Source organism: Candidatus Nitrosotalea okcheonensis (assembly GCF_900177045.1).
GTDB classification, from domain to species: Archaea; Thermoproteota; Nitrososphaeria; order Nitrososphaerales; family Nitrosopumilaceae; genus Nitrosotalea; species Nitrosotalea okcheonensis.
The window spans coordinates 464,498-490,340 of the sequence record NZ_LT841358.1; the positions used below are offsets into that span (position 1 = coordinate 464,498).

The 25,843-nt window shown below is 35.6% G+C and carries 29 protein-coding genes; 14 read left to right on the forward strand and 15 right to left on the reverse strand.

What is annotated here, in order from left to right:
* Window positions 1-213 precede the first annotated feature (213 nt).
* On the reverse strand, window positions 214-558 hold the full coding sequence (locus tag BQ3481_RS02820; RefSeq protein ID WP_157926878.1) for a hypothetical protein: 345 nt from the start codon (window positions 556-558) through the stop codon (window positions 214-216).
* A 64-nt stretch (window positions 559-622) separates the two neighbouring features.
* Here BQ3481_RS02820 and BQ3481_RS02825 point away from each other — a divergent pair, with 64 nt between their 5' ends.
* Window positions 623-1,525: a flavin reductase family protein gene (locus BQ3481_RS02825; RefSeq protein ID WP_157926879.1), complete on the forward strand. Its 903-nt coding sequence runs from the start codon at window positions 623-625 to the stop codon at window positions 1,523-1,525.
* On the opposite strand, the gene BQ3481_RS02830 is transcribed toward BQ3481_RS02825, so the two are convergent.
* Both BQ3481_RS02830 and BQ3481_RS02835 read right to left on the reverse strand, forming a co-directional pair.
* Entirely contained in the window at window positions 1,522-1,881 is a 360-nt protein-coding gene (locus BQ3481_RS02830) for a hypothetical protein (RefSeq protein ID WP_148693846.1), read from the reverse strand. The genes BQ3481_RS02825 and BQ3481_RS02830 overlap by 4 nt on opposite strands.
* A 40-nt stretch (window positions 1,882-1,921) precedes the next feature.
* Complete coding sequence (locus BQ3481_RS02835) at window positions 1,922-2,491, reverse strand: PDDEXK family nuclease (RefSeq protein WP_394336729.1); 570 nt, start codon at window positions 2,489-2,491, stop codon at window positions 1,922-1,924.
* A gap of 168 nt (window positions 2,492-2,659) precedes the next feature.
* Here BQ3481_RS02835 and BQ3481_RS02840 point away from each other — a divergent pair, with 168 nt between their 5' ends.
* Window positions 2,660-2,995 carry a hypothetical protein gene (locus BQ3481_RS02840; protein ID WP_157926880.1) on the forward strand — a complete coding sequence of 112 codons (336 nt, stop codon included), beginning with the start codon at window positions 2,660-2,662 and terminating at the stop codon, window positions 2,993-2,995.
* A gap of 8 nt (window positions 2,996-3,003) precedes the next feature.
* Here the strand turns inward: BQ3481_RS02840 and BQ3481_RS02845 are convergent, their stop codons facing one another.
* The 6 genes from BQ3481_RS02845 to BQ3481_RS02870 form a co-directional block, all read right to left on the reverse strand.
* The gene (locus BQ3481_RS02845; RefSeq protein ID WP_157926881.1) at window positions 3,004-3,321 is read right to left on the reverse strand and encodes a hypothetical protein; all 318 of its coding nucleotides are present in this window, start codon (window positions 3,319-3,321) and stop codon (window positions 3,004-3,006) included.
* The gene (locus BQ3481_RS02850; protein WP_157926882.1) at window positions 3,318-4,427 is read right to left on the reverse strand and encodes a thiolase family protein; all 1,110 of its coding nucleotides are present in this window, start codon (window positions 4,425-4,427) and stop codon (window positions 3,318-3,320) included. Before BQ3481_RS02850 ends, BQ3481_RS02845 begins: the two co-directional genes overlap by 4 nt.
* On the reverse strand, window positions 4,424-5,395 hold the full coding sequence (locus BQ3481_RS02855) for an LLM class flavin-dependent oxidoreductase (protein WP_157926883.1): 972 nt from the start codon (window positions 5,393-5,395) through the stop codon (window positions 4,424-4,426). Before BQ3481_RS02855 ends, BQ3481_RS02850 begins: the two co-directional genes overlap by 4 nt.
* 5 nt (window positions 5,396-5,400) lie before the next feature.
* Window positions 5,401-6,090: a nucleotidyltransferase family protein gene (locus BQ3481_RS02860; protein ID WP_157926884.1), complete on the reverse strand. Its 690-nt coding sequence runs from the start codon at window positions 6,088-6,090 to the stop codon at window positions 5,401-5,403.
* Window positions 6,091-6,370: 280 nt separating this feature from the next.
* Window positions 6,371-6,748, reverse strand: coding sequence for a hypothetical protein (locus BQ3481_RS02865; protein ID WP_157926885.1), 378 nt, complete (start codon window positions 6,746-6,748; stop codon window positions 6,371-6,373).
* A gap of 69 nt (window positions 6,749-6,817) precedes the next feature.
* Window positions 6,818-7,510: an A24 family peptidase C-terminal domain-containing protein gene (locus BQ3481_RS02870; RefSeq protein ID WP_231911846.1), complete on the reverse strand. Its 693-nt coding sequence runs from the start codon at window positions 7,508-7,510 to the stop codon at window positions 6,818-6,820.
* 796 nt (window positions 7,511-8,306) lie between these two features.
* Between BQ3481_RS02870 and BQ3481_RS02875 the strand changes: the two genes are divergently transcribed.
* The 4 genes from BQ3481_RS02875 to BQ3481_RS02890 all read left to right on the forward strand — a co-directional run bounded on the left by BQ3481_RS02875 (window position 8,307) and on the right by BQ3481_RS02890 (window position 13,689).
* Complete coding sequence (locus tag BQ3481_RS02875; RefSeq protein WP_157926886.1) at window positions 8,307-9,119, forward strand: TrmB family transcriptional regulator; 813 nt, start codon at window positions 8,307-8,309, stop codon at window positions 9,117-9,119.
* 137 nt (window positions 9,120-9,256) lie between these two features.
* A complete protein-coding gene (locus BQ3481_RS02880) occupies window positions 9,257-11,620 on the forward strand; it encodes a hypothetical protein (RefSeq protein WP_157926887.1) in 2,364 nt (787 codons plus the stop codon).
* A gap of 174 nt (window positions 11,621-11,794) precedes the next feature.
* Window positions 11,795-12,682 (forward strand): CBS domain-containing protein, encoded by an 888-nt coding sequence (locus BQ3481_RS02885; RefSeq protein WP_157926888.1) that lies wholly within the window; start codon window positions 11,795-11,797, stop codon window positions 12,680-12,682.
* Window positions 12,683-12,696: 14 nt separating this feature from the next.
* The gene (locus BQ3481_RS02890) at window positions 12,697-13,689 is read left to right on the forward strand and encodes a matrixin family metalloprotease (RefSeq protein ID WP_157926889.1); all 993 of its coding nucleotides are present in this window, start codon (window positions 12,697-12,699) and stop codon (window positions 13,687-13,689) included.
* Between the two features lie 37 nt (window positions 13,690-13,726).
* On the opposite strand, the gene BQ3481_RS02895 is transcribed toward BQ3481_RS02890, so the two are convergent.
* Entirely contained in the window at window positions 13,727-14,239 is a 513-nt protein-coding gene (locus BQ3481_RS02895) for a response regulator (RefSeq protein ID WP_157926890.1), read from the reverse strand.
* A gap of 243 nt (window positions 14,240-14,482) precedes the next feature.
* Here BQ3481_RS02895 and BQ3481_RS02900 point away from each other — a divergent pair, with 243 nt between their 5' ends.
* From BQ3481_RS02900 to BQ3481_RS02930, 7 genes are all read left to right on the forward strand, one after another.
* Window positions 14,483-16,087 carry a YncE family protein gene (locus BQ3481_RS02900; protein WP_157926891.1) on the forward strand — a complete coding sequence of 535 codons (1,605 nt, stop codon included), beginning with the start codon at window positions 14,483-14,485 and terminating at the stop codon, window positions 16,085-16,087.
* A gap of 115 nt (window positions 16,088-16,202) precedes the next feature.
* A complete protein-coding gene (locus BQ3481_RS02905; RefSeq protein ID WP_157926892.1) occupies window positions 16,203-18,032 on the forward strand; it encodes a tetratricopeptide repeat protein in 1,830 nt (609 codons plus the stop codon).
* Window positions 18,033-18,117: 85 nt separating this feature from the next.
* Window positions 18,118-18,597: a response regulator gene (locus BQ3481_RS02910; RefSeq protein ID WP_157926893.1), complete on the forward strand. Its 480-nt coding sequence runs from the start codon at window positions 18,118-18,120 to the stop codon at window positions 18,595-18,597.
* A gap of 83 nt (window positions 18,598-18,680) precedes the next feature.
* A complete protein-coding gene (locus BQ3481_RS02915; protein ID WP_157926894.1) occupies window positions 18,681-19,169 on the forward strand; it encodes a response regulator in 489 nt (162 codons plus the stop codon).
* Between the two features lie 127 nt (window positions 19,170-19,296).
* The gene (locus tag BQ3481_RS02920; protein ID WP_157926895.1) at window positions 19,297-20,763 is read left to right on the forward strand and encodes a sensor histidine kinase; all 1,467 of its coding nucleotides are present in this window, start codon (window positions 19,297-19,299) and stop codon (window positions 20,761-20,763) included.
* Window positions 20,764-20,827: 64 nt separating this feature from the next.
* The gene (locus BQ3481_RS02925) at window positions 20,828-21,232 is read left to right on the forward strand and encodes a response regulator (RefSeq protein ID WP_157926896.1); all 405 of its coding nucleotides are present in this window, start codon (window positions 20,828-20,830) and stop codon (window positions 21,230-21,232) included.
* 85 nt (window positions 21,233-21,317) lie between these two features.
* Window positions 21,318-21,617: a ribbon-helix-helix domain-containing protein gene (locus tag BQ3481_RS02930; RefSeq protein WP_157926897.1), complete on the forward strand. Its 300-nt coding sequence runs from the start codon at window positions 21,318-21,320 to the stop codon at window positions 21,615-21,617.
* A gap of 26 nt (window positions 21,618-21,643) precedes the next feature.
* Here BQ3481_RS02930 and BQ3481_RS02935 read toward each other — a convergent pair whose 3' ends face one another.
* Window positions 21,644-22,735, reverse strand: a complete 1,092-nt coding sequence (locus BQ3481_RS02935) for a sensor histidine kinase (RefSeq protein WP_157926898.1) — start codon at window positions 22,733-22,735, stop codon at window positions 21,644-21,646.
* Window positions 22,736-22,941: 206 nt separating this feature from the next.
* Here BQ3481_RS02935 and BQ3481_RS02940 point away from each other — a divergent pair, with 206 nt between their 5' ends.
* Window positions 22,942-23,370 carry a universal stress protein gene (locus BQ3481_RS02940; RefSeq protein ID WP_157926899.1) on the forward strand — a complete coding sequence of 143 codons (429 nt, stop codon included), beginning with the start codon at window positions 22,942-22,944 and terminating at the stop codon, window positions 23,368-23,370.
* Between the two features lie 30 nt (window positions 23,371-23,400).
* Here the strand turns inward: BQ3481_RS02940 and BQ3481_RS02945 are convergent, their stop codons facing one another.
* The 4 genes from BQ3481_RS02945 to BQ3481_RS02960 form a co-directional block, all read right to left on the reverse strand.
* A complete protein-coding gene (locus BQ3481_RS02945) occupies window positions 23,401-23,823 on the reverse strand; it encodes a hypothetical protein (protein ID WP_157926900.1) in 423 nt (140 codons plus the stop codon).
* A gap of 349 nt (window positions 23,824-24,172) precedes the next feature.
* The gene (locus tag BQ3481_RS02950) at window positions 24,173-24,661 is read right to left on the reverse strand and encodes a chemotaxis protein CheD (RefSeq protein WP_157926901.1); all 489 of its coding nucleotides are present in this window, start codon (window positions 24,659-24,661) and stop codon (window positions 24,173-24,175) included.
* 23 nt (window positions 24,662-24,684) lie between these two features.
* Window positions 24,685-25,275 carry a hypothetical protein gene (locus BQ3481_RS02955; RefSeq protein WP_157926902.1) on the reverse strand — a complete coding sequence of 197 codons (591 nt, stop codon included), beginning with the start codon at window positions 25,273-25,275 and terminating at the stop codon, window positions 24,685-24,687.
* Between the two features lie 78 nt (window positions 25,276-25,353).
* Window positions 25,354-25,737: a response regulator gene (locus BQ3481_RS02960; RefSeq protein ID WP_157926903.1), complete on the reverse strand. Its 384-nt coding sequence runs from the start codon at window positions 25,735-25,737 to the stop codon at window positions 25,354-25,356.
* Between the last annotated feature and the right edge of the window lie 106 nt (window positions 25,738-25,843).

Below are 25,843 nucleotides of genomic sequence, written 5' to 3' on the forward strand. Positions count from 1 at the left end.
AGAATTTACGTTTTAGACAAAAACCTCTGATACCATAAAAAAACTAACTATTTTTTTGGGCCTGAACGCATGTGAAAGTTGATGCAACACTTACACTCTTTTGCAATGCATTCTTTTTCAGATACATGTCCGCAGATACCACATTCACAATGTGTTTGCATATTTCTTCTGAAGATTTATTGCATTTAACCAATATGAGGGTTCTTGTATGGTCTATTTTTTTGGTTTTTTAGGTTTTTCAGTGGATTTTTTTGCAGACTTGGCTTTGTCCTCTAGATGTTTTATCTTTGCCTCCTCTGTCTCTTTACTTTTTTCATCTACTGCTTTCATAACGGCCTGAATCAGACCATCCAGGTCGCTATCTGAAACTTCTGGTTCTACAGCCGATGCTATCTGAGTAATGGTATTTGATATGGCAGAGCTTACTTCGTCAAAACTTTCCGGATCTTCATATGCTGCATTATACAACGCTTTGAGTCTTCGGACATCCGAAAGCACCTGATCAGTCAGTGTTAAACGGTATTTTTTACCATTTATGGTAATTTCCTGGCTTATCATGCATGGACTCGCCATCCTGCTTTCATAAAGTTTTCTGTGAAAAAGAACAATTACTGGAGATATAATGAATAGGATCTTGACTAGGAAAGTTCCAAGTAAAGCAGAACGATATTTTTCCACAGGTGTAAGCATGATTACCTCAAGAGGCACAAAAGGCCCCAATATTATGGCAGCAGAATGGGTGATACAAATTTCATACAACCCCATTTTGATTGCCATTTTTATCCAGAGTGGATCTCAAACCCTGAAGAACATAGAAAAAACAAAAGAATTCGGTGTAAATGTGGCATCAACAGATCAAACAACTGCAATAAATGTGGCAGGCGGATATTCAGGGTCAGAAATTGACAAGTTAAAAATCAAAAATGTTTTCAAAATTATCAAATCCAGAAAAATCAAAACAGTAATGATTTCGGGCTGCACTATAAATGCGGAATGTAAACTAGTCCGAAAAGAAAAAATTGGTGATCACATCATGCTAGTAGGAAAAGTTGTTTACATAAAACACAACGATGTCAAGAGCCCTTTGATATACCACAAGGGAAGATACTTTAGCCTAAATTCCATGATAGTGCAAGATAGAAAAGAGATTATAGTAAGTAAAGAGACATTAGAGTTTTTCACACGCCTCTCGTGCGGAAGATTTGTTTTAAAATGTACAGGAGTTCTAGTCAAGTTTAGACACAAAATTATGGTCATCAAATGGTCGACGACTGGATTTGAAACCATACCGTTTATCACATCTCAAACAGGCAAAAATCAACGAGATCTCCTTATTAAATTTCTGAACAAAACTGGGCTTGACATTCAGGTAAATACAGAACCAATCATGAAAAGACTTATCCTACGAAACAAAAATAAAATTCAGAGAATAAATTTTGTGTTATTCAGTGGGAAAAGTAAAAAATTATCGCAGGCAGCAACATGGAAATCAATACACATGGATGTCATTGCAAACTCGATTTAAATTGTAATATAGTCCAATGCTACCGCATCAGCTAATAATGACGCGTGTCTTGAGTTAATGATGTACCCATTTTTTATATCTGTTGTTGGGACCCATCTATTTGTAGAACTATAGTGCCTTTTTTCTTTCATTTCTTTCTCAATGTCATGTAAATCACATTCTCCCTCCTCGATCTGTTGTGTGTTGATATGTTTTATTGTGATCAGGATTTTTTTTACTTTTACCCTGACCCCGAATCTCCAAATGTGGTCGGAGGTATCATCCTCAACTTCAAGCAACTTAAGTTTTATCTCCTTGGTGCCAAGTGCATCTCTGCTAACTAGGCTACGTTCATCAACAAAATCTTCAAAGCTCATTATCTTGTGTTTATCACATCACATTAAAGAAGTATTCGATCTAATTTACCTTCGATCTTTTAGTAAATGGCATGGTGCCTGATTCTAGTTTCAATGATTGTCTCTTTCCATCATGCATGACATAAGTATCACCGTCATACGTACAAATAAAATCAGTTACAGGATATTTCTCGTCCCAAATTTTAAAGTATTCTCGAAGCTCGCGATGTTCGTATTTTCCTGTATCTATTCTTTTCTTGGATGAAAATTTGAATGCGATAATCATTTTTCTTGTCTGATATAGCTCAAAAGTATGTATCCATTTCAGACAACGTTGTATTTGATCAGATGGAACTCTCAAAGTTGTATTTGTGCCAGATTTTGCCTCAATTGTATATATGACATTCTCCATAGTGCTGACCGCAAGTATGTCTGGCAATCCCACACTTGGAGATCCAAGTCTAAAGGCTTTCCAACCATCAACAGCATTAAATCTTTTTACTAACGTATCTTCCCAATTGTAACCTCTTTGCCTTCTAGTCCTAGCTATGATCTGGTTAGCTGTTTTGATATTTTTTTTACGTGATATGGCCTTGGAGTTGTAAAATCTAGATTGCTCTACGGACGTCACTTGCCTTCAATTTTATACAATGAATTTGATGATATAGACTAGGTGGTAATTATACTAACACCTGTGTACCTATTTTTTGTCACTATCAGCTCAAATCAAAAACCCGTCTACAAAAACAATCTGAATTGTGTCTTAGCATTAATATGTCATGGTTCCAATAACAGAACCATGGCCATAAATGAAAATCAAGCAACATACTTGAAATACAAAGAGTACGGTGATCTTCTCAAAGTTATTTTATATTCCTCCCAGTCAGTTCTTGGCGCAGTTCCCTTGATCTATCATTTGCACCACAGTGGTCAGAACATTATTTTCATACAAACAGGAACTATTGGTGGAAATGTGATCCATTATCTTGTAACAAATGGTCCACCAGCAAAGAAATTCATTGAATTAAAGCGACTAACAGGAGATTATAGTTTTGTAGAAAAAATTGGAACCGATGGAATGTCACTCTATATTCCAATTTTAGAATTGGAAAAATCAAATCTCCAATTCCCGTAAACTACACTTCATCTAGTTTTGAATACAAACTGTGGTCTTTCATCATAGTTGCATTTTTCCAGAGTCAGGTTTTTATTGTGTTTTGTATGATTCCCTAAAAGGGAGCCAAATACTCGAATATGTCCCTCAAACTCTGCAATGCAAAAATATTTTCCATCAGCGCTAGAAACTTCAACAAGTTTTGCATTCCTTGACACTTGTTTCCACACTATATTTCCAAGACATTTATTGCAAAATTCACTTGTAGGCCATACAAAATGTTGACATTTCATACAATAACTGCACACAAAGTTATTGTTTCTTAGTTCATCTTCAAATCTAGTCATACTTCTAACACCAACACAGTTGATGATGTAGAACCCGCAGACATGTTGTGAACAAGTCCAGTTTGTGCACCATCCACCTGTCTTTTCCCTGCCTTACCACTTAGTTGTTGATGTATTTCTACAACTTGTGCTATTCCGGTTGCACCAAGTGGATGCCCAGCTCCAATCAGTCCTCCCCTTGGGTTTACCTTTTTATTATTTGTATCATGTAAATCTCGTACAAGTTTTGATCCATGTCCATTTCTACAAAATCCCATGTCTTCCAGTTCTATGATTTCACATATGCTAAACGCATCATGAAGCTCAACAACATCGATATCACAGGCAGTCTTGTTAGACATACGATAAGCATCACCAACCGCACTTTTTGTCGATTCCATGGATGCCAAATCATTATTCTTTGTAAAACTTGCAGAGATAGTCTTCTGACCAATACCTGATATCCAGATTGGCATATCTGTAAATTTTTTCGCTTTTTCTTCCGAACAAACCAAGACAGATGCTGCACCATCACATGGCATCGAACAGTCAAGTAACCGTAAATTTTCAGTGAGGTTTTTAGAACGCATCACATCATCAAGTGAAAATGGTTTCTCAAAATATGCATGTGGATTATCCAACGCATTTCTGTGGTTTTTCACAGACACGTATGCCAGATCTTCAAGGGTGGTACCGTATTTTCTCATGTGTGCACTTGTGAACATGGACGACCAAAAAATTGGATGCCTATATTCGCCGCGTGACATGTCCCAGTTTAGAACAAGGCCTGGATTGTCTGATTTATCAGCACCTACAACAAGTGCAACATCTGCAAGCCCTGAGGACACATAGGCATATGCTGAAACCAGAGAGTTCGTACCTGAATTACATAGACTTTCAACAGAATGCGATATTCTTGGTTTGATTCCAGATAACTCGGATATGATGTTTGCAAGATAGTTGCGATTTGCGTTTGTAGATGTAAGTAGAACATCAATGTCATCTTGTTCTAGATTCCGTGTATTCTCAAAAATTGGCCTGATTGATGAGAGCATTAGGGATTCAAGCGGTTTTTCACTCTTGTTGAACTTGGTAATGCCTACTGCAACGATTGCCACTTTTTTCATTGCATATCCCTTGCAAGAGTCTTGACAAGAAGTTCAAAGGATTCTTTTACGTTCTCTACAGGATTGAATTGAAGTATAGGCAAGTCTATCCCAGTTTCAACAAACTGAAGCATTTTTCGTCTTACATCCTCAGGCGTTCCGCATATTGAGAGAGAGTTTACCATATCATCCGTCACAAACACATGGTTTCCGTTGAGGCCGTTTTTTTTATATTCTTCAAATATTACATCTGTCGCTTTTTTGAATCCATGTGATGCTAGAAATTGTCGATAAGCTGTTCCAACTGAAACATAAAATGCAATGGTTTTCTTGGCACGAGTAATTGATTTTTCATAATCATTAGAAACACATGTTATTAATTGACATGTAACATCAATTTTTCTTTTGGATTGCATCATTTCAATTGTTCCTTTTAATTCATGAAGTGGCCGGAGATAAAAAATTACCCCGTCTGCAATATCCCAAGTGAGTTTTACCATCTCTGGGTTTATTGCTGCAAGGTAGATTGGTATTTTGGTTCTCCTAGGTTTGATCAAAAGACCAAAGTTCTTCAAGTGAAAAAATTTGCCGTCATATGATACTTTTTTACCTGACATGACAAGACGAATAACATCCACATATTCCCGCATCCTGTGTAGCGGATTCTCAAACTTAATGCCATGCCAATCCTCGACAATTGGTTTACTGCTTGTACCTAGTCCTAACATGAATCGCCCATTAGATATAACATCAAGAGTAACTGCAGACATGGCTACCAATGCAGGACTACGGGAATAGATATTGATGATGGATGAGCCTAACTTTGGCTCGTTTGCAATGCCAGATACATGTGATAAAACAGAGCAACAATCCATTCCCCATGTCTCAGGAATCCAAATGGAATCCGCGTGATATTTGCTCAATATTTTTGCACAATCAAAAATCTCTTCAACCGACAAGAGAGAGCCCAGACTAAACCCCAGTCTCATGTCACTCACCTAGAAAAAATGAATTTTTCATATTTGTTAGTTTTGATAAGCAATTCGCATTCTTCCATATCTTTGTAAGAATCAACGGATTTCCAAAAAACTCTGTCATATTTTACTGCGTATAACATTCCAGATTGGGAAAGAAATGGAAATGTGGTGCTTTCAAGATTACCGTTTTTTGGTAGATGTTTTAAAATATCCGTATTCAGATAATATATGCCTGCATTCATCCAATAATCAGACATCTCAGGCTTTTCTTCAAATCGTTCAACTTTGGTTCCATTAAGATGAACAATTCCAAACGATGTTCTAAGTGGTATTACCGCAATAGAATTGGAATGAGTCTTTAGTTTGTTCAAGTCAATATCGGTCAAGATGTCCCCATTTATAACGAAAAAATTCTCGGCATCAATATACTTACTTGCTTTTTTTATTGCACCAGCAGTACCAAGTGGATCGGTTTCAATTGAATATTCCAAATGTACTCCAAGGTTTTTGCTTTCCAAGTGTTTTATCACTTGATCTGCCTTGTAACCTGCACATACTATGATATCATTTATTCCGAATTTCTTGAAATAATGTATTTGCCACTCAATAATTGGATAATTATAAATCGGTATCAAAGGTTTTGGCAGATAATCTGTCAGTGGTTTGAGTCGCTTACCAAATCCACCGGAAAGAAGTATTGCTTTCATAAATAATGAATTCTTCAATTTGAATTAAAAGATTTGGAAAGTCTCACATCTGATATTCCAAAAAATTCAAGAATTACTTGCAGGTTTTTCCTCAGTAAGATAATAATGTAATTCAGTATAACATTCTACACAATACTCATGGCCACCAGTATGTTCACAATCATGTGTTTTACTTACATCCTGACCACATTTAGAACAATTTGCCACATGGTTAATTGCATGGCCTTGTCTTTGAATATTTCTTTAGACACACACTAGCTTAATGACTACGCTGGGAAATCTATGATTTTCGTATTTTAATTGCGCCCAAAATGGCAATGATGATGCCTATCCCTAAAACGGCGCCCATTTCTCGAATAGCACGAGTGTCTTGAGACTGGGCACTCTGCATTGCAACGATTATTCCAGTGCCAGCAAGTATCAGCACACCACCAATTATTATTAGCATCCCTAGTTTTTTAGATGGTTCTTTCCTAGTTATGAAGAAAGATATTATCAGCATTGCTGACGGAATTATTCCAAAAATTGATCCTCTTACAGATACATCCATTGGGAGAAATCCCGTTTTACTGCCATTGGCCACAATTACGTCTGCGCCATAGATGCAAAGCATCACTATGGATATAACTGCCATTGCAATTGCAACCTTTAGTTTCACAACTAGGCGTTTTTTTTTACAACTAATAAACCTTAGATTAGAAAACCCAGAGACGCTAAATAATGGACATCAATAAAATGTCTTGATAATGTTAATGATTACATCTCCATAAACAAGTTGGATGATAAACCCTCCTAAAATATAGATCATGTATGGAATTCCAGGTGTAACCCAAGTGTCCGGCGAAGAACAAAATTCTCCATTGTCCGCATTTTTTAATGCAAAGTCCAACTTGCGCATACCTCCTTCTCTTTTTTCGATGGAAAAACTAAATTTTGGATTTTTTGAACGATGTCCTATAAACATGGCAATTATTTTGTTTTTTCTGGTATCATTTTCAAAACCCTTGAAGATATCTTCATGTCTTAGTATTGAAATGATGTTTCTTGTTATGTTTGCTATCACTGGAATTATTGAAAGTAATACAGTGTTCAACAATGTAGTAAATGGATTCACCTGAGAGATAGAAAAGGTAGATTCAGGAGCAAGTGCGGCGAGAACAATCAGTGCAAAAGCATCCGCACCTCCAAAAAAACCAATGCGCCAAACAAATATTGCAATCGGTACTATGATTAGTGAAAATCCAACTGTGGTAAGAGAATTAAATATATTGGGCGTGAAAAATAAAAGGAATACTGCCAGTCCACCAAAGATCATCCATATCTTGTCGTCTATCTCTCGCTTTTTGATATCGGTGTATGATGCAATTCCTAACATTAGTAGTGCCATTATAACTCGGATATCAGTTACATCAAGAGGCATACTAATGATGAGAAAGTTACATTCATCAATAAATTAAGATTTCTCAAATTTATTTACTGATATGCCTAATTATTTGGAATCATTTTCCAGTGAACATGATCAATCATATCAAGAATTAAACATCCGCATTGATATCGTCTTGCCGCATAATTCCATATGATGTAAAATGATGTCGTGTTTACTTTCGTATTTCATAATATTGTTCAAAGTAAGACGCAATCATTGGTTTCATCAGATATGGCAGATCATAAATCTAACATGTAACTTATGACATTTCTACTAGTATTTGAAGACTGTAATATATTCAAAGTTTTTAATTTAATGATATGACATAATGAGACATTATTGTTTTCTCCAATGGACTCATTGTGTATTACAACAATGACAAGATATTTCCTAAAATATGATAACTGGAATTGTTCGTACCATCTAAAATTTATTTTTAATAAAAATATTCTCAAGCACGGCTTCTCTCCCTGTTTGCGTTTGTTTATTTTATACAAACAATTGCTCATATCACTGTATGATTCTACATCACTATGATGAATTTCCTCTCATTAACCATGAATTATAAAACAATTGTCAATGGCATTAGACAAAAAAGGAATGTCGTGGGATCAATCTACTTATATACTTACAAAAGTAGAATCCGATCTACAATGTATCAGAGTTCAGAACTCAAATCATATCAAACGGAGGGCAGTTCCATGCTTAAAATAGATAAAAATGCAGTATCCTCCTGTCTTTTTATGCATTATTTCGATCATGAATTTTCTAGTTTTAGGAGTGTTTTGTTTTGAATACTGAAGAAGATCTATTTTCAACATTAAAGTACTTTGGTTTAGAAGGAGATGATGCCAAAATTTACTTGGGTTTGCTCCGAACTGGAGAGGTCACAGTTGGAAGCCTCTCTGCAAAACTAGATGTGGATAGAGGCAAGGCATATCGAGCACTTACAAAGTTACGAAACCTAGGGTTGATTACAACTACGTTATCAAATCCTACAATTTGCAAGTCAGTAAATCCAGAAGAAGCATTCAAGGGCATAATACAGAAAAAGCAAGACGAGATTACAACGATGGAAAAACTGTCAAAACAGGTTGTTGCCAATCTTGAAGAATTAAAACGCCCCACTCCAGACAATTCCATGTCATCATTTTCAATCATACAGGGCAGATCTAATATTTATGCAAGAATTGGAAAATTGATAAACGAAGCAAGTGATGTTGTATATGTAGTAAGTACTGTAGAAGACATAATGAGGATGTACCATACCGCAATACCTGAAAAGATAAAAGATTGTATCAAAAAAGGTGGAGAAGTCAGAATAATCACGGAAGTTGAAAACAAACAGGCGATCAGTTTGGTACAGAAACTTGGTGCAACTGATACCAGAGTAGGCAAGCTGCCATCTAAGGGAAGAATGGTTGCAGAAAAAGACAAACAGATTGTAATGTCTGGTTCAATGAAAGGCACCATGGATCTAAATGATGATGCAGATTCCATAGTTCACACAAATTCTACAGAGATTGTAAACAACATCTTTAGTCTATGTGAGCATTTGTGGAAAAAATCAAAACCCATTGAAGTTGTATATCAATCCGCATAAGGTTTTCCAGTTTAGTTTTAGAAGTTTAAATTTCGTTCAGATTAATCACACACCATCTTATATCACATTTTAAGGTATTTTGCATAGCATTGAGGACTATATTTCTAATTCTAATTATAATTTTCAGTGTTGGAATCATGAAATCGTATGCCGATAGTGATTACAGTTTCGGAGTAAGAATAATGCCTGATAAACTAATCGAGAATTCGGATGGAGTATTGCAAGTGTATGCCTTACATAGTGGCAACATATACCCTCAAAAAATTGAAAACATGGTATTTTCTTCGACGGATTCCTCAATCATACAGGTAATAGGAGTGGAATCTGGCGACAATTTCATTACAAATATTAAATTAAAGACAGTAGGACAGGGCAGTGCAAAAATTGAGATTGGTGCACCGGGTTTTGTCTCTCAAGAGGTTCCAATAACCGTGTACGGAAATCAAAATTATCCAGTGAAACTAGCTGTTCAATCAACCCCGTCAATTTTTTCAATTAATGGTCCACATACAGGATATTTTACAGTAGAACTGATAAATAATAATGGTTCACCTGCTACTGCAAAAAACGACATTCTTGTCAATCTGGATACAACAGATAGCAGGGTTGTAAAACTTGCAGACACCCATCTCTTGATAAAAGCAGGAGAGTATTACGGAATAGAAAAATTTGAAGTAATGCAAATTGGAACTACACAAATATTTGCATCTGCCGACTCACTCCAGTCTTCAAGTGCTACCGTTACCGTTAATCAAATAGGATCGCCCATAATACACATGTATGTATATCCTAAAAAGATCAACAATTATCAATCTTCGACATCTTATGCTATTGCGCAGTTGACAGATGCTTCTGGAAATCTTACTCCCGCAAAAAAAGACATTGTGATTCCAGTGAACATAAATAATCCCAATGCAATTTTGACAAATTCAAGTCCCATAATACAAAATGTAGAAGCAAATGCACCAATAATAATAAAGAAAGGGTCCTATTGGGGATATACAAACATCGCTGTCAGTGCAGGAGCAAATGGAACATACAATGTCTTATCATCGACGCCAAATGGATATGTCAATTCCGGGCCAAGCCAGATAACTACATTTACAACTAAATTTTATGATGACAAATCAGCTAGAATAGATCTTTTACCAATATTAGCAACTGGAAAAGATGAATTGATTGGAGTTTTACATTTGGAAGACGAAAATGGAAATCCAATAATAGCAAGCCACGACATGCAGATAGAGATTGATTCGTCTGATGCAAATTCGCTTGCAGTTGATAATGTGATACTGAACAAAGGATCAGGTGTTGCACCAGTGTTTGCCAAGGTGGGTACCGCCATTCCCGTTTCAATATCATTACACGTTGTAACATACAATGATCAGACTGTTAGTCCAGTAATTTCATTGCCAGCAAGTAACTCGCTCAAGGTACAGTCTTTGGTGCCAGAGATATTGAGCAACACAAACTTTCCGATTGCAGCATATCCTACAGACTCTACAGGTATGCCGGTTTACTTTACAAATGATTCTGCTCTAGAAGTAATACCTAACAATTATTTTTCAGTCAAACAGACTATGATCCACAAAGGTGACTCGATAATCTTGGCAGATTCCAATTCTTTAAAATCTGGTACTTCGACTGTAAACATACTTTCGGATAATAGTCAGACTTCCATTGCATTACAATCGTTCAGCAATTCACCTTCACAGGTGGTTTTGAATTACCCAAATCCAATTTTTATGGATATGCAAAATGCATTGGTAATCCAGATTTTGGATTCTAATGGAAAACCCGTATTTGCTCAAAAGGACATCACTCTAAAACTCATTTCAAGCAACAAAGATGTTTTAACACTTCCTACAAACATCACAATTGCGAAAGGACAATACTATGCACCATTAGACGTAACTCCAAGTTCTACTGGAACATCACAGGTATCAGTATTTGCCAATGATATGCCACTTTCTACTTATGTTATTAAGGTGGATAGCTTTTCTCCTACCCTTAGTCTAGAAGCTCCAAAATCCACCCTGCCTGGAGAATCATTAATTGCGAACGTCACTGCACAATATCATGGATATCCACTAAAGAATATGATGATACAGTGGAAAACAAGTGGTGCCATTATCCAGAATAGCGATGCAGTGACAAATCAGAATGGAACCGCAAATATTGTCCTACTAGCAAATTCCAATAGTAGCACCATAAATCTAAATGTCAACGCAACTGGTTTAGGATATATTCCATCACATGCAAGTACACTGATAAACATTAATGGAACCAATGTATATGCGTCAGGTGTCAATGTAACGGCAGCAAAATTATCACCACTTGGAAACATCCAGGAAAATTTGAAAACATTCAAAGTTGGAGGAATTGACACGCTACCAATAATGGTACTTGGCACAATTGTGATAAGCGGTATTTTAATCAAGAGAAAGAGTTTACCATCATTTAAGAAAATGTCATCGCGCATAAACACGCAATCAAAATAAGACCGACCAAACACTAGATGTTTAAATTTTCAAAAACAATGTGTTCCAATAATTAAACCAAACACAAGTCTGTTCAATGCGAACATACTAAAAAATATCATTTCAAAGTTTTAATTAAGATTTGTGAAGCCTTACATTTATTTAAACAAACATTTCGCCTCAGGAGCATTTTAGATGGTCAGGGGATTCTTAACCGATTTACATGACTTGATATATGATAAAATGAAAAATCACAATAAAAAAGAGTCAATACTTTTTTCTCCTTCCACATTGGGCAAGGATCTCAATCATTGTACAATTGAGGAGATTTTACCACACTTGTTGGTATGTTCATCAATGGCAACAATTGAAAGTAAGGAAAAAGTTTGGGTAGCAACATCCATGTTAGTACGCTTTCTTGCAACGCATACCAATAATTTGGTAGTGATGGAAAACGATACTCCAGTTGGAATGGTTGGAAGTAGAGAAGTTTTACAAGGCCTGTATTCAAACCCGAATCATGCTTTTTTTTCAGAACAGGCAGTAAACAACATAATGAACAGAGATTTAGAAATGGTATCAGCAAAAATGCGAGTTTATGATTTACTAAAAAGAATGAATGACATTAGAAGAGATTTTGCATTAGTGCAAACAACAGATGGTGAATTTTCAACAATTTCAGCAAGACGACTACTAGAGGTTGGAATACTGTGTGACACAAGAATAAAAGTTGCAGACATACCATCAAAAAAAGTTGTTACTTTTCAAAAAGAGGATAGCATAGGTTTTCTAATAGGTGAAATGTTAAGAAATAATACTGATGTTGTGATCTTGGAGAAAACACCATTATTTGTTACTCCGCAGATGATATTTGAAAAAATATCTGAATTAAACTATCTTGAGGATGTTGACGACTTTCTGGATTCTAAGGCAAGCATATTGAATTTGAAGAATGGTCGAATAATATCTGACAATATCACAGTACCTGAGATGTGTAAGATAATGTTAGGAATGAAAAATGCATTTGTAATGACACAGAATAACGTATTGACTCCTTGGGATGTTATTACAACATTAGCATAGGAGAATGAGCAAACATGACCCAAAGAATGCAAACCAGGGAAAATTCCATAAAACACTTACGTAGTCATCTTGAACATTTAACAAACGAGCTTAACAAGACCACAGAGTACATCCAACTATTAGAACTACAAGATGAAGTAAAATCAGAAAAAGAGCAACTAGATTTTGAACCCAAACAAGAAATCAGTGAATTACTACAAAAACAAAACATGGTTTCACACGAAATCATACTAGTTAAAAAAAGAATTCAGAAGCTGAGTGCAAAAGCTATACTCAAGGTAGAATTGTTGATATTGCCCATTGTGGTCATCTTGCTATTTTTTGTGGCAGAAAATTATGTAATTCAACCATCAGGCACAGATTCACACATAAAAACGCGGTACGTGACAGAAAACCTTCAAGGAGGTACGCTAAACGACTTCAAATATTGGAATATCAGCACACAAATGCCATTGGTTGTAAATATAGAAAACAGTGCCAAGGTAAGCAACCAAAAGATTAATGCAGTAGAAAAATCAATAATGTCAACAGAAACAATGTCGGGAGATACTTCTCAGGCATATCATTCAAATTCTGGAATCACAAAATATTTCATCGGGTGGCAAGGTGCACTACAGGCTACATCTCACACAAAACACTACATTCCAGAGAGGTTCAACATAATCCAGTCCCCTAATGGTGATGGCCAGATAGTCATAACACTTTCCACAATCAAGAACACTGATGGATACAATGGAATTACAAAAACAATAGTAAGCGGCAACCAGATACTAAAGGTATTCATCACCATATATGATGCCGGTAATCTGACTGATACTCAAATAGAATCCATCGTAAGACATGAATTTGGGCATGCACTAGGTTTACCATCTACAAGTAATATGGAAGATCTCATGCGTGAATCAATTTCAACAGATAATTCATACATATCAGAGTGTGACATCAACGCACTAGAGAAATTATACAACGGTACAAAACCTCCTAGTGATTTTTGCAATATTGCATAGTTTTCGCATTGTGACATGATGACATCATGTCAAGACTTTAGAATGTTCGTCCCTTTTGTAACTGACATAATACATCAAAATATGCTTTAATCTGAGCATGAGATGGATTGAGTTCTTTAATTGCAGCTATATCCACGTTTAGTTTCTCAAGTTTTTGATAAATCTCCTTGTCTTCCAGCGTATCCACCAATGCTTGTAGGTGAAATGGTTTTTTCATTATCTCTGTTATTTGCTTGAGATTTTTTATAGATTCAAAAAAAGTCTCTTGAACAAAACCCGAGGCAAATATTATCCTCTGGTGCGAGTTCATTTCCAGAATTTCTTTTGCTGTATCAAGCCCGTTTTTTAGCGGCATCTGGTAATCCAAAATAACGGCGTCAAACGGAGGAAGAAGATCATTTGATTTTTTATTATTTTCATATTCTACACGATAAATTTTAACACATTCGTCCCCATTCTTAGAGATTGTCACCTTGTGACCTTTGTCTTCCAGCATGTCTTTATATTGATCCAGAAGATCTTTTTCATCTTCGGCTATCAGAATGTGCATAGACATAACAGAAATGTCTTACATATACTAATTTACCGTAGCTCGTTTGTTTTAAACAGACATAGATTAATCTAAAACTACTGATTAAACATGTTAGATCTGAGGATTGGCCTATCATCCCAACAGAAACGCCAGAGTTCTCAGTTCTTGCTTTTTTCTAGAAAACAGGCCAAATTGGAACCATTTTTATAAACATTATTGCAGATTGTTATATGAACGAGAAAAAGAATAAGACTGTAAGGTTTGAACAATCAGAAATACGTATTCATAATAAGTATTATTGTAGCAAGCAGCCTTTCAGCCCACCTAGCATACGCAGCGACCAGCATAGACATTGGCTGGGGAAGCAGAGGAATAGGGATCAATCCTACTACAAATAAAATATATGCCATAAACTCAGTCACAGGTGTTCTAGATACGATTGATGGCTTTACAAACAAGGTTGTAGACCACATTCAACTCAATCAAGGATCAATACTTCCAGACACTGGAGCAGCACGTGTTGATGTAAATCCCACTACAAATATTATTTATGTAACAGATAGACTAAGGGGCAATGTCATATCCATAAACGGAAGCACTGACAAGGTAATTGCAAATGTAGCGGTAGCGAACAATCCGTGGGGAGTTACCGTGAATCCAGCTACCAACCAGATTTATGTTACAAATCTACTTTCAAATTCAGTCTCTGTAATTAACGGCGAGACAAACAGTTTGATCACAAACATCCCAGTGCAAAGCGGACCATGGGGGATTGTTGTAAACCCAACAACCAATCGCATTTATGTTGCAAATAGTCTCTCAAATTCGGTTTCAGTCATAGATGGTTCTAACAATAGTGTAATTGACACAATACATGCTGATGGAGGTCCGTGGGGAATTGCAGTCAATCCAGTAACCAATCTGGTGTACGTAAGTCATTGGGGAGCAGGTGTAGTTTCAGTGATAAATGGAACTAATAATCATGTGATAGTAGACATACCTACCAATGCTGGCTCGTGGGGAATAGTAACAAATCCTCTAACAAACAAGATCTTCCAGACAAACGAACAGACTGGAGAAATTTTTGAAATAGATGGAAATACGAATACTGTCATAAATAAATTCAATTCAGGTATTGCTGCTCAATACCTAGCGATAAATCCAGTAACAAACAAACTCTATGTTTCAAGCCTATTTTCAAACAATCTTGAAGTGATTGATATCCCTACAGTGAACACAGGTCAACCACTCCCATCAAACTATACAAGTCAGTTTCCAAGCTATGCAAATATGACCAATGTGATAAAGATTACACCGCAACAGCTTGCCAATTTGATTGGAAACAATACTAACCTAAGCATAACTCCAAAACAACTGTCAGAAATGATGGGCAACAGCACGAATCTTAACATGAGTCCAGAACAGTTATCAAAAATTCTAGGAAACGACTCAGCATTGTCAAAATACCTCAACAGTACAACCCTGCAAGATTCAGAAATGACGATAACTCCAAAACAACTGTCAGAAATGATGGGCAACAGCACGAATCTTAACATGAGTCCAGAACAATTATCAAAAATTCTAGGGGACAATGCCACACTTGATCTAACTCCCAACACATTACAAGAATTTTTGAATAACAAGACGATGGGAAATTTCAATGCTAGTCTTTCATTTTCGCCCAGTGAATTGGCAAATCTGACCAAATCTCTGGACCGCATCAAAGAAAGTAACTTTACAGGCATTAATCAGACTAGTTTTAACGATACACTTCTACATGTAATATGTATTGTAAAGTCAGGCGAGTTGAGCAAGCTTTTTGACAGCATGGCAATACCACTATCAAGCTGTCAAATTAAAGAGTAGATTTACAAAATCAGCGAAAGCTCATCACATCTAAACAATCACGTGTTTTTAAACTACTCTTGTATAGTTTCTACATGAATGATAAATTTTACAATCATTCATCGTGGATGATCATATGAGTCTGGAGGATGAAAAAACACACATTCAGTTAAATGTGATGACAAGGATACTGGAAAAGGAATTGTCCTCAATAGGACTATTGACAGACTTTGACTTGATCCAGTCACAAACACCAATTAATATTGAAAGGTGTCTGCCTGAAATAATACTTTATGAGCAAATTATAAGAAAATCATTACTTAAAGAGATAAGAAAACAACATGGATTCGATAAAGTATTTTTCGGCATGATAAACTTTCATTATAACTCAAAAAAATACTCAAAGGCATTAGAACTTTTAGATTTTATGCTACTAATCATCCCTAGTAATTTCAAGATTCATTACAACAAGGGGAGATTGTATGAATTATTAGACCAACCGAAAAAAGCACTAGAATGCTATGAGGCTGTATTGAAGATAAAACCAGACCATGTATCTGCGTTATATAAGAAGAGTCTGATTGATACGCAATTTAGAAAACAAGATGAAGCAGTAATATCCTTAGATAGACTAGTCACGATAGATCCCAAAAACTCGACTGCGTACTATGATAAGGCAATCATTCTACTAAAAAAGAATAATTTTGAAGATGCAATAACATGTTTTGACAAGGTGCTTGATACAAAACCAAGGCATGTTGAAGCATTATACCACAAAGGCATTGCATTAGAAACTTTAGCACAATACCCTGATTCACTAGAATGCTATGAGGCTGTATTGAAGATAAAACCAGACCACGTATCTGCATTACATCATGAAAAAATGCTCTGTGATAAGATATGCCATACCAATTGTTCGCCTGAAGTATTAGATAGAATAATAGAGATAAACCCAAAACATGTTTTGGCCCAGTATAACAAGGGAATATTACATCTCAAAACAGGACAATGTACAGATGCAATAACATGTTTTGACAAGGTGCTGGATACAAAACCAAGACACTTGTCTGCATTATACAACAAGGGAGTTGCCTTGGAATCGTTGTCAAGATTTGAAGAGGCGTTGAAGTGTTATGAAACAATATTGGATGCAAGACCAGACCATGTATCTGCATTATACAGCAAGAGTGTGCTTGATGCAAGGGCTGGAAGATACAACCAAGCAATAACATCGTTGGATAGACTAGTAATGATAAACCCAAAACATGTTTTGGCATTGTTTGACAAGAGTGTGTTATTACTGGAGGTGAATCAATTTAAAGAAGCAATCACATATTTGAACAAGGTTTTAGAAATAAACCCGGTACACTTGTCTGCATTGTACAACAAAGGGGTTGCCTTGGAATCGTTGTCAAGATTTGAAGAGGCGTTGAAGTGTTATGAATCAGTGATAAATATCAAACCGGATCATGCATCTGCTTTATCACATAGAAAATCATTATTTGATAAATTAGGCTCATATAGTAAAGGCATGATGCTATTTGAAATTGGGCAATTTGAGGAAGCAATTATGTATTTTAACGACATATTGAATTCTTATCCAAAATACATACCTGCACTATACAGTAAGGGAATTGCATCAGAATCATTGTCCGATTTTGATGAGGCCCTAACATGCTATCAATCAATAATAAATCAAAATCCTCAGTATAAGGAAGTGATCTTACAAGCTGGAAGAATTTTAGCTTCTTTAGAAAGACATGACGAGGCGATAGAACACTATGATTTGGTTTTAAAATCAAACCCGAATAATGCTAGTGCATTATATTGCAAATCATTCAGTACACTCAAACAAGGAAAAGAGAAGGAACTAATACCATTGATTGAGCACATGATTTCATTAGATTCTAGATATGTCACATTCTTGCAAAATGAAACAGATTTTGAGAAATATTTGAAAGTCTGACCGACTATAATTGATATGATGTGAATATCAGGCTGTGCGATTAAAACACACAAACTCCTAAGTAATTTGGGGTAGATGGAATCACGTGACTCTTAGAATATTGGTTGCAGAAGATTACAAAGATTTGGCAGACTCGTATAAAATTGCACTAGAAGGAAGAGGTCACGAGGTAATCATGACAGGAAACGGTATAGAATGTCAAAGAACATACAAACAATATACAAAACAAATGGACGGTCAGATAAAACCATATTTTGATGTGGTCATACTTGATCAAAACATGCCAGGAATGGATGGAATTGAGACTGCAAAAGAAATTCAAAAAGTAAATTCAAAGCAAAGAATACTTTTCATAACTGGATACGGAATAGAGGTGATACAAAAGCTCAAGCAATTAACAAGTAACGCATCAGTTATGAATAAACCATTTACTGTTGAAGCTTTGCTTGCGGAAGTTGAAGGATGGCCAGTCTCAAAATTGCGTGAAATGTTAAAAAAAGGATTGAAGGAGTGGGATGGACATACCGGCACGTCAGTTCCAGTAGGCCCTAGCAGAGCAGGGTAAGAATTCAAAAATATTTGATATTTCCAATTTGTTTACTTTGAACATACAAGATACTAAATTAGATTGTAATATTGTTAAAAGTATTGAAAGATTGGTCGCTGAGGATACTGGTAGCAGAAGATTACAAAGATTTGGCAGACTCGTATAAAATTGCACTAGAAGAAAGAGGACATCTAGTAATAACAACAAGAGATGGTATTGAATGCCTACAGATATACAATGATTACGTAAAACAAGGCACTGATAATGAAAAACCATATTTTGATGTGGTCATACTTGACCAAAACATGCCAGGAATGGATGGAATTGATGTGGCAAAAGAGATACAAAAAATAAATTTCAAGCAAAGAATAATCTTCATAACAGGATATGGTAACAGTCTGATAAAAAAACTCAGACAATTAAGTGAGACAGTTGAGGTCATGAACAAACCATTTACATTACAAGCCCTAATCACACAAATTGAAGGCTGGCCAATTTATCTATGGAGAGAGAAGGCCAAACAAGGATTCAAAGGGTGGGATGGATACGAAGGCACTTCGGTCCCAGTTGGTCCAAGCAGAACTGGTTGATACAAAAATGAAAGTATTGATTGTTTGTCTGTTTTATACACATAAGGACATACAAATTAGTTTGTAAATATTAAACAGGTGATAGTTCATGCATAACATCAAACTATGTTCTAGGAGATAGTTGATTTTGCAAAATCACAAGACAAGCACCAGCTTAAGAATTGGGATATCAGTTGCAATGATAATAATGATGTTGGGTCTTGCATTAGCCCTTAATGCTTTTACAACATATGCGATTACAAACCAGATGAAGGTCTTATCAAATTTGAACATGCCGGTGAGTCAAGAAGTAACACGAATATATGCAATACAGCAAATGCAACAACATGATATTTCCGACATGGTAACATATCAAAAAATGTCTAGCAAGGCAAACTATGAAATTTCAAAAAGCCAATTCGAGTCACATGATCAGGAGTGGAATTATGAAGTCAAAAAAATCAAAGATCTGATAGATACATTTCTAAATTATGGATCAGACTATGGAACTGCAGGGAATATTTCAACTCTGAGTACAAACTTAAATGATATAGAATCAGCACATTTGCAATACGTGCAGAAAGTAGATCAGATCTTTGGTACATATGGAGGTAACACAAATAACTTGAATTCTGTTGTAACAGGTTTGGAAACACAACAGAGCCAAATTAGCCTGAGAATAATCCTGTTAAATGACGAAGTTCAGAAATTAACTGACAATCTTAACGCAGGAGTTGATGAGAGCAAGCAGAAAGCATTTACGTGGCAGTTGATAATAATTACGTCAGCTGGGATAATGTCCTTAGCTTTGGGATATTTCCTCAATTTGATAAACAAAGACTTGGTACGAGAGGTGATTAGAAAGACAAGGTCACTTCAAAAAGCAAACAAAAAACTAGAAAAGATGAATATTTTAAAAGATGATTTCATAAACGTTGCATCACATGAGTTAAAGAGTCCTCTTCACCCAATATACGGTTTTGTGGAACTTGCACAAAACGGAGACATTGGAGCAGATGAGGCTCTTGCTGGAATATCAAAACAAGCAAGACAATTAGAAGAAATAGCCAACAGAATTCTAGACATTAGTAGAATAGACAATGGATCATTGTATTTATCATATGAAAAGTTTGATCTTAGTAACCTTCTATTGGAGATAACTTCATCACAGGGATTAAATCTAAATGAAAAAATAAAAATTGAAACAAGTCTTGAAAAAGGAATAGATGTAGAAGCAGACAGAGTGAGAATCGGCCAGGTGGTTCGTAATTTACTAAATAACGCATTAAAGTTTACTGAGGATGGAATCATACGAGTCATTATACGATATAATTTACAAAAGAATTTGGTCGAAGTCACCATAAGGGATTGTGGTCAAGGCATACATCCCGAGATACTACCAAAATTGTTCAACAAGTTCATAACAAAAGGACCCAAAACAGAATCTTGGAAAGGTAATGGACTTGGGTTATATCTTAGTAGAGAAATAATAAATGCGCATGGTGGACATATTTTTGCATATAACAACAAAGAAGCTGGCGCTACATTCAAATTCACAATCCCAATTATGCGGCATATAAATGCCATAGAATTGCATGAAAAAATAATGAATTAAGTATGTTCAGAGTGAACACACGAATCTTAATCAAACAAATTAGTTAAATCAAACATGACAGCAAATGGGATTACGCATCTTAGCCGCAGACGACAACGAGTTTGCAGGACTACAGTATAAAAAAATCTTCGAGAAACACCAACATGACATAACAATAGCAAAGGATGGCGAGGCATGTGTTGAGATATACAAGAAAAAACTTGACGAGAATCGATCTGATGCGGATCCATTCAATGTAATTTTACTGGATTTTGTAATGCCAAAGAAGAATGGAGTGCGAGTAGCAAAAGAAATCTTGGAATTGCGCCCTCATCAAAAGATAATTTTTGTCTCGGCCTTTGGAAACGGTATTCTAGATGACGCCTCGATATTTCTAAAAGATGACGTAGAGATAATCCAAAAGCCATTTTCTCTAGAGTTTTTGGTTAATAAGATAGAAAGTAGCCACGCACTAAGAAATATGCGCTAAAACACATATTTCTTCCATTTTGGATACTGTTAATCAAAAAAATTGCAGAGCACCTTATTTATAGAAAATCAGTACTTACATGTGATTGTCTGATACGTTAACACTAGATCTTCCACATGCCATGATCCAAGGCATTGATAAAGCTTGTAAAAAAGACGGGTATACAAGCCAAGAATTTATCCGGACTGCAATATCCAAGATGCTTTTTGAGCAGTTCAAACCAGCTCCCGAATCAAACGTTCTTGTCGCAAAAGAGACGATGGTATCAAATGATAATGTAAACAATCCATGTTATGAGATTCCATTAGAAAGAATAATTGCTGTAAGATATACTCTTGACGATGGAAAAATAATACACATAATGCGTGGAAAAAAATCCTGCTGAGTCTTTTATGCAAATTTTTTGTTAATCTAGAGAGTATAATTACCATCCAGATTATACTTGGGAGCTATGTTTTTCGGCAATCTTACGGTGAAAACAGTTGGTGGTGACTTTACTGTTAGTGTACCACCATGCTGTTCTACAATATTTTTACATATTGAAAGTCCTAGACCAGTGCCGGTTTGTTTTGTAGTGAACAATGGATCAAATATCTTTGACTGGATTTCAAGTGGAATCCCAGGACCGGTATCTTCAAATTCAATCTGTATGTTATAACCTAAATCCATTACACGGATCTTTATTTCCCCCTTATCATCCATTGCTTGTACTGCATTACTTATCAAGTTGGAAAATACAGCTTCGAGTTTTCGCGAATCACAATTTATTGCTATGTCAGTATGTGGTTTTAATATTAAAACTTCAGGAGGCAACAGGGTATTACTAATTGCACTGTCAACCATTGAAAGTAATGATGTTTGTTGTAACAAGAGTTCAGATCTTTTTACAAAGTTTAGAACATCGTCTATCTGATGCGTCATTCTCTGAATGGCTCTGTCAAACCTTCCAAAATGTGGTAATTTTTCCTCAATACGCATGTTTGGTTTTGCTCTCATTATGTCCATTGTATTTTTAACAACAGATAATGGATTTCGGAGGTCATGTGCAAGCCTTGCTGCCAATTCTCCTATCACTGTGAATTTTTCAGCGTTTATAAGATCTTGTGTCTTTTCATCCACTTGTTTTGCGAGAAAGTCTCGTTGCATAGATAATTCTTTTTCTTTTGATAGTACAGTGTCTAATTTAGACTTTAAATCCCTAGTCATTTGATCATAATGAAATTTCTGCTTCTCAAGTTCTAGATTAGACCTGATTAATTCGTCATTTTTCTTATTCAAAGATGCGCTAATATCAAGTAAAAACCCCACCTTGTCTTGTAAATCATGGTTGATGGTAGATAATTCTTTGATCTTCTCCATCGATTCGTTTGCAATATTTGTCAGACGTCGTTCTTTTTCTTGTAATTCACACCTTGTTGCATCAAGCTCTTTGAAGGCTTTACCAGTTAATGTACTTAGATCTTCTAAAAGAGTCTTCTGTGGCTCAGGCTGAGATTGCGACAATCCAATTTTTAATCACGTATCAGATACATTAACCCTTGTGGTTGTTTATTTCAAACAAACACAATGCTGTAATGAACTCATTTTCAACACATATTTAACAAATGACCAATCCTAAAAATAAATACATGGTCATACCATGTTTTTAACACAAACAAGCTAAGTTATTTCCACACCTATTCACCACTAGTAATAATGCTGGTGAAATAGTGTTCAAACACATTTTTGTGCCATATGACGGTTCCAATTATTCAAAGCATGCATTTCAGGTAGCATTAGAAATTGCAACAAAATTTGGATCCAAAATTACACTTGTCACCTGTTTGTTTAGGCCGCCTGAAGATGAATCGTTTTACATTTCAGAGCACATAAAGAATATGGACAGTCTAAAAAATAATGCAATAATAGATCTAGCAAGGCTACAAGAAATTGCAAAAGTAAACAAGATTTCTGCAGATGTGCATGTCATGTCATGTAATTCAGCAGTTGAAGCGTTGACAACATTTGCCAATTCCAACAAAGTTGATCTCATAGTCATGGGGACCAGAGGAAATACTGGATTCAAGCCACTGCTCTTAGGTAGTGTTTCAATAGGAGTGTCTCAACATGCAACATGTCCAATACTTCTTGTAAAGTAAAATTATCGAAAACATGGACAATGACAAAAATTAGTTTAACACCAATGTTTTTGGCAAATTGTAAATTTTTCTATACACAATTATAAATACTAGAAATTCAAATTGTTCTACAAGAAGTATTGTATCCAAGTTGACCATCCACCCTCCCATCATATCATTCATTATGGCATAAGTCATTGATATTATGTGATCTGCATAGTTAACATATGATACATCAAACACCATATTTCCTTGCTTGATATCCATAATTTTATGAATGTCACTAGGACTCATTTTATTTGTGTCATAATTTGAAAATAACATATTTGATATCAAATGTTTTTCATCAGAGTATACAGTATTTCCTCGTTCAATCCATACGAGAGTACTTGTAAAATATGCAATTAAAACAAGCGAGAGCGTAATTGCAACTTTACCAGATTTTCCTTTTATTGTTTTTGTCATTTGACTCAAAAACAAATTACCAAAACGCCCAAGTTTTTGTTTGTGAGCCAAAAATATCAATACAAACATAAGCGAAGAAACAAGGCCCAGGCTACCAATCCAGTGAGCTGAAAAATACTCATAGAAAACCATCCGTACAGGCAAAAATATGCCAGTAATTACTGCAAATACAATTAGCTTTTCCTTAATATCAGATAGCCTGTCCCTCAGTGCCTATCATTCCCACAGATCGTTTGGACAAGGTTTGATATCTATTTATCTAAGAAATCATTCTTTTGTGCATATTCAAACTCCTAATTTACTAGTCAGTAACGGCAACTTAGATTAGTGCAATGGAACATTCAAACATATGATAAAATCAGATAGTTTTTTCAAATTTTTTAAGATTTGATGCAACAAGCATCTCACCCGAACGCAAATTAAATCGAACCCATCTCCCAAAATTTTCACCTGTGTCTTCAGAGACTAGAGGAATGTTATTTTCCTCTAAGATCTCTTTCAAGAATGCTATGTTTTTTGGTCCAACATTGAATAGATTGGTTTCAGATTCATGGGCAAATATTGTAGCCCCTCCTGCCATTTTTGCTTTAATTCTCTTTGGATCTGCACCTTTGTGAATCATATTGTCAACCATGTACGAGAGTGCTTCATCAGCATATTTTCCAATGTCATTTTTCCCAGTAAATTGTATACCATCAGATTTTTTTGGTAACATGATATGAGCCATGCCTGCAACTTTTGACACTAGATCAAATAAACAAATGGCAACACATGAACCAACAAAAGTTTTCAATTCTTTTGTTTCATCAGTTATTATTTCCAAGCCTCCCATTTTTATTTCAATCACGTTATTCATTGAAAAATCAAACTCTATATCAAAAGTTTTTTTATTTCAGAAGGATCTTGAATAAGGAGTATTTGTACGTGTAGACCAGAATTTATCCCATGAAGTTCTACAGTTGACATAATCAAAGAATCAGACTTATTTTCAAAATCTGATACTACTGCTTCTAGTAGTGTTCTGAAGAATTCAATGGCGTAACCAGGAACTGATGAACATATTTTATATCCAGTACCAATTGATATTGCATTGATTAGTGATGCAGTAAGTATGTTTCCAATTTCAGATATTGACGACGTAGCAAGTCCAACAAATTCTTCAGATATTGGCTTACCAAGTAATTTTTCAGCTAATATTTTTGATTCATGTTCTGGCAGGTATAACAATACCCCCATATGAATATCTCCTACGCATTTTATGTACACCGCGGACATGGCATTCGTTTCTTCAAGATCTTGAATTATCACATCCAAATTCATTATTGGGATTTCTCGAGTCTTCCGTAAAATGTGTGTTACAGGTTCTTCTAACAGAGAACTAAGCGATGGAATTGTTTTGTAAACGATGAAAGAATCAAGAGTAGAATTTAATTTTTGCAGATCATTGTTTCTAGTACTCAAAATTTTTACAACTCACCATTCATCATGCAAAAAAATGTAATTTTTGAAACACAGAGTATTTTATGAAATATCATCATGTTATTTAGACCTGATAACCTTGCTCATCACCATTGCCACGTTAGATCTATCAAATGGTTTTATCACATAGTCTCTTGCACCAGATTTTATAGCATCCTGCACAATGTGTTTTTGCTCGACTGATGTAACCATGATTACTTTTGCCCTAGGATTGAACTGTATTATTGCCTTGAGAGCCTGGATTCCATCTGCCTTGGGCATGTTTACATCCATTGTGACAATATCTGGCTTGAATTGCTTGTATGCCTCTACTGCAGCAACGCCATCTCCGGCTTCATGGATTTGCGATACCAGTCCATGAGAGACCAGTATATCTTTTAGTACAACTCTCATAAATGATGCATCATCTACAATCAGGACTTTGACTGCGCTAGTGGTAGACATGATTATGCCTCCACATCTTTTTCAGATATTTTTCACAAGTTCTCAGTAAAAAAGGTTCACCAGTATCAAGTGCTATAGAATACAAAAATACAAACACCATCAAGAG

Bases quoted from the DNA above. Each gene is read 5' to 3' on its own strand.
- BQ3481_RS02905 (WP_157926892.1), top strand. From the start codon at position 16,203: ATGAGTCTGGAGGATGAAAAAACACACATTCAGTTAAATGTGATGACA.
- BQ3481_RS02825 (WP_157926879.1), top strand. From the start codon at position 623: ATGAATAGGATCTTGACTAGGAAAGTTCCAAGTAAAGCAGAACGATAT.
- BQ3481_RS02830 (WP_148693846.1), bottom strand. From the start codon at position 1,881: ATGAGCTTTGAAGATTTTGTTGATGAACGTAGCCTAGTTAGCAGAGAT.
- BQ3481_RS02855 (WP_157926883.1), bottom strand. From the start codon at position 5,395: ATGAGACTGGGGTTTAGTCTGGGCTCTCTCTTGTCGGTTGAAGAGATT.
- BQ3481_RS02860 (WP_157926884.1), bottom strand. From the start codon at position 6,090: ATGAAAGCAATACTTCTTTCCGGTGGATTTGGTAAGCGACTCAAACCA.
- BQ3481_RS02960 (WP_157926903.1), bottom strand. From the start codon at position 25,737: ATGTCTACCACTAGCGCAGTCAAAGTCCTGATTGTAGATGATGCATCA.
- BQ3481_RS02895 (WP_157926890.1), bottom strand. From the start codon at position 14,239: ATGCACATTCTGATAGCCGAAGATGAAAAAGATCTTCTGGATCAATAT.
- BQ3481_RS02870 (WP_231911846.1), bottom strand. From the start codon at position 7,510: ATGCCTCTTGATGTAACTGATATCCGAGTTATAATGGCACTACTAATG.
- BQ3481_RS02885 (WP_157926888.1), top strand. From the start codon at position 11,795: ATGGTCAGGGGATTCTTAACCGATTTACATGACTTGATATATGATAAA.
- BQ3481_RS02850 (WP_157926882.1), bottom strand. From the start codon at position 4,427: ATGAAAAAAGTGGCAATCGTTGCAGTAGGCATTACCAAGTTCAACAAG.
- BQ3481_RS02840 (WP_157926880.1), top strand. From the start codon at position 2,660: ATGGCCATAAATGAAAATCAAGCAACATACTTGAAATACAAAGAGTAC.
- BQ3481_RS02880 (WP_157926887.1), top strand. From the start codon at position 9,257: ATGAAATCGTATGCCGATAGTGATTACAGTTTCGGAGTAAGAATAATG.
- BQ3481_RS02845 (WP_157926881.1), bottom strand. From the start codon at position 3,321: ATGACTAGATTTGAAGATGAACTAAGAAACAATAACTTTGTGTGCAGT.
- BQ3481_RS02925 (WP_157926896.1), top strand. From the start codon at position 20,828: ATGGGATTACGCATCTTAGCCGCAGACGACAACGAGTTTGCAGGACTA.
- BQ3481_RS02890 (WP_157926889.1), top strand. From the start codon at position 12,697: ATGACCCAAAGAATGCAAACCAGGGAAAATTCCATAAAACACTTACGT.
- BQ3481_RS02820 (WP_157926878.1), bottom strand. From the start codon at position 558: ATGATAAGCCAGGAAATTACCATAAATGGTAAAAAATACCGTTTAACA.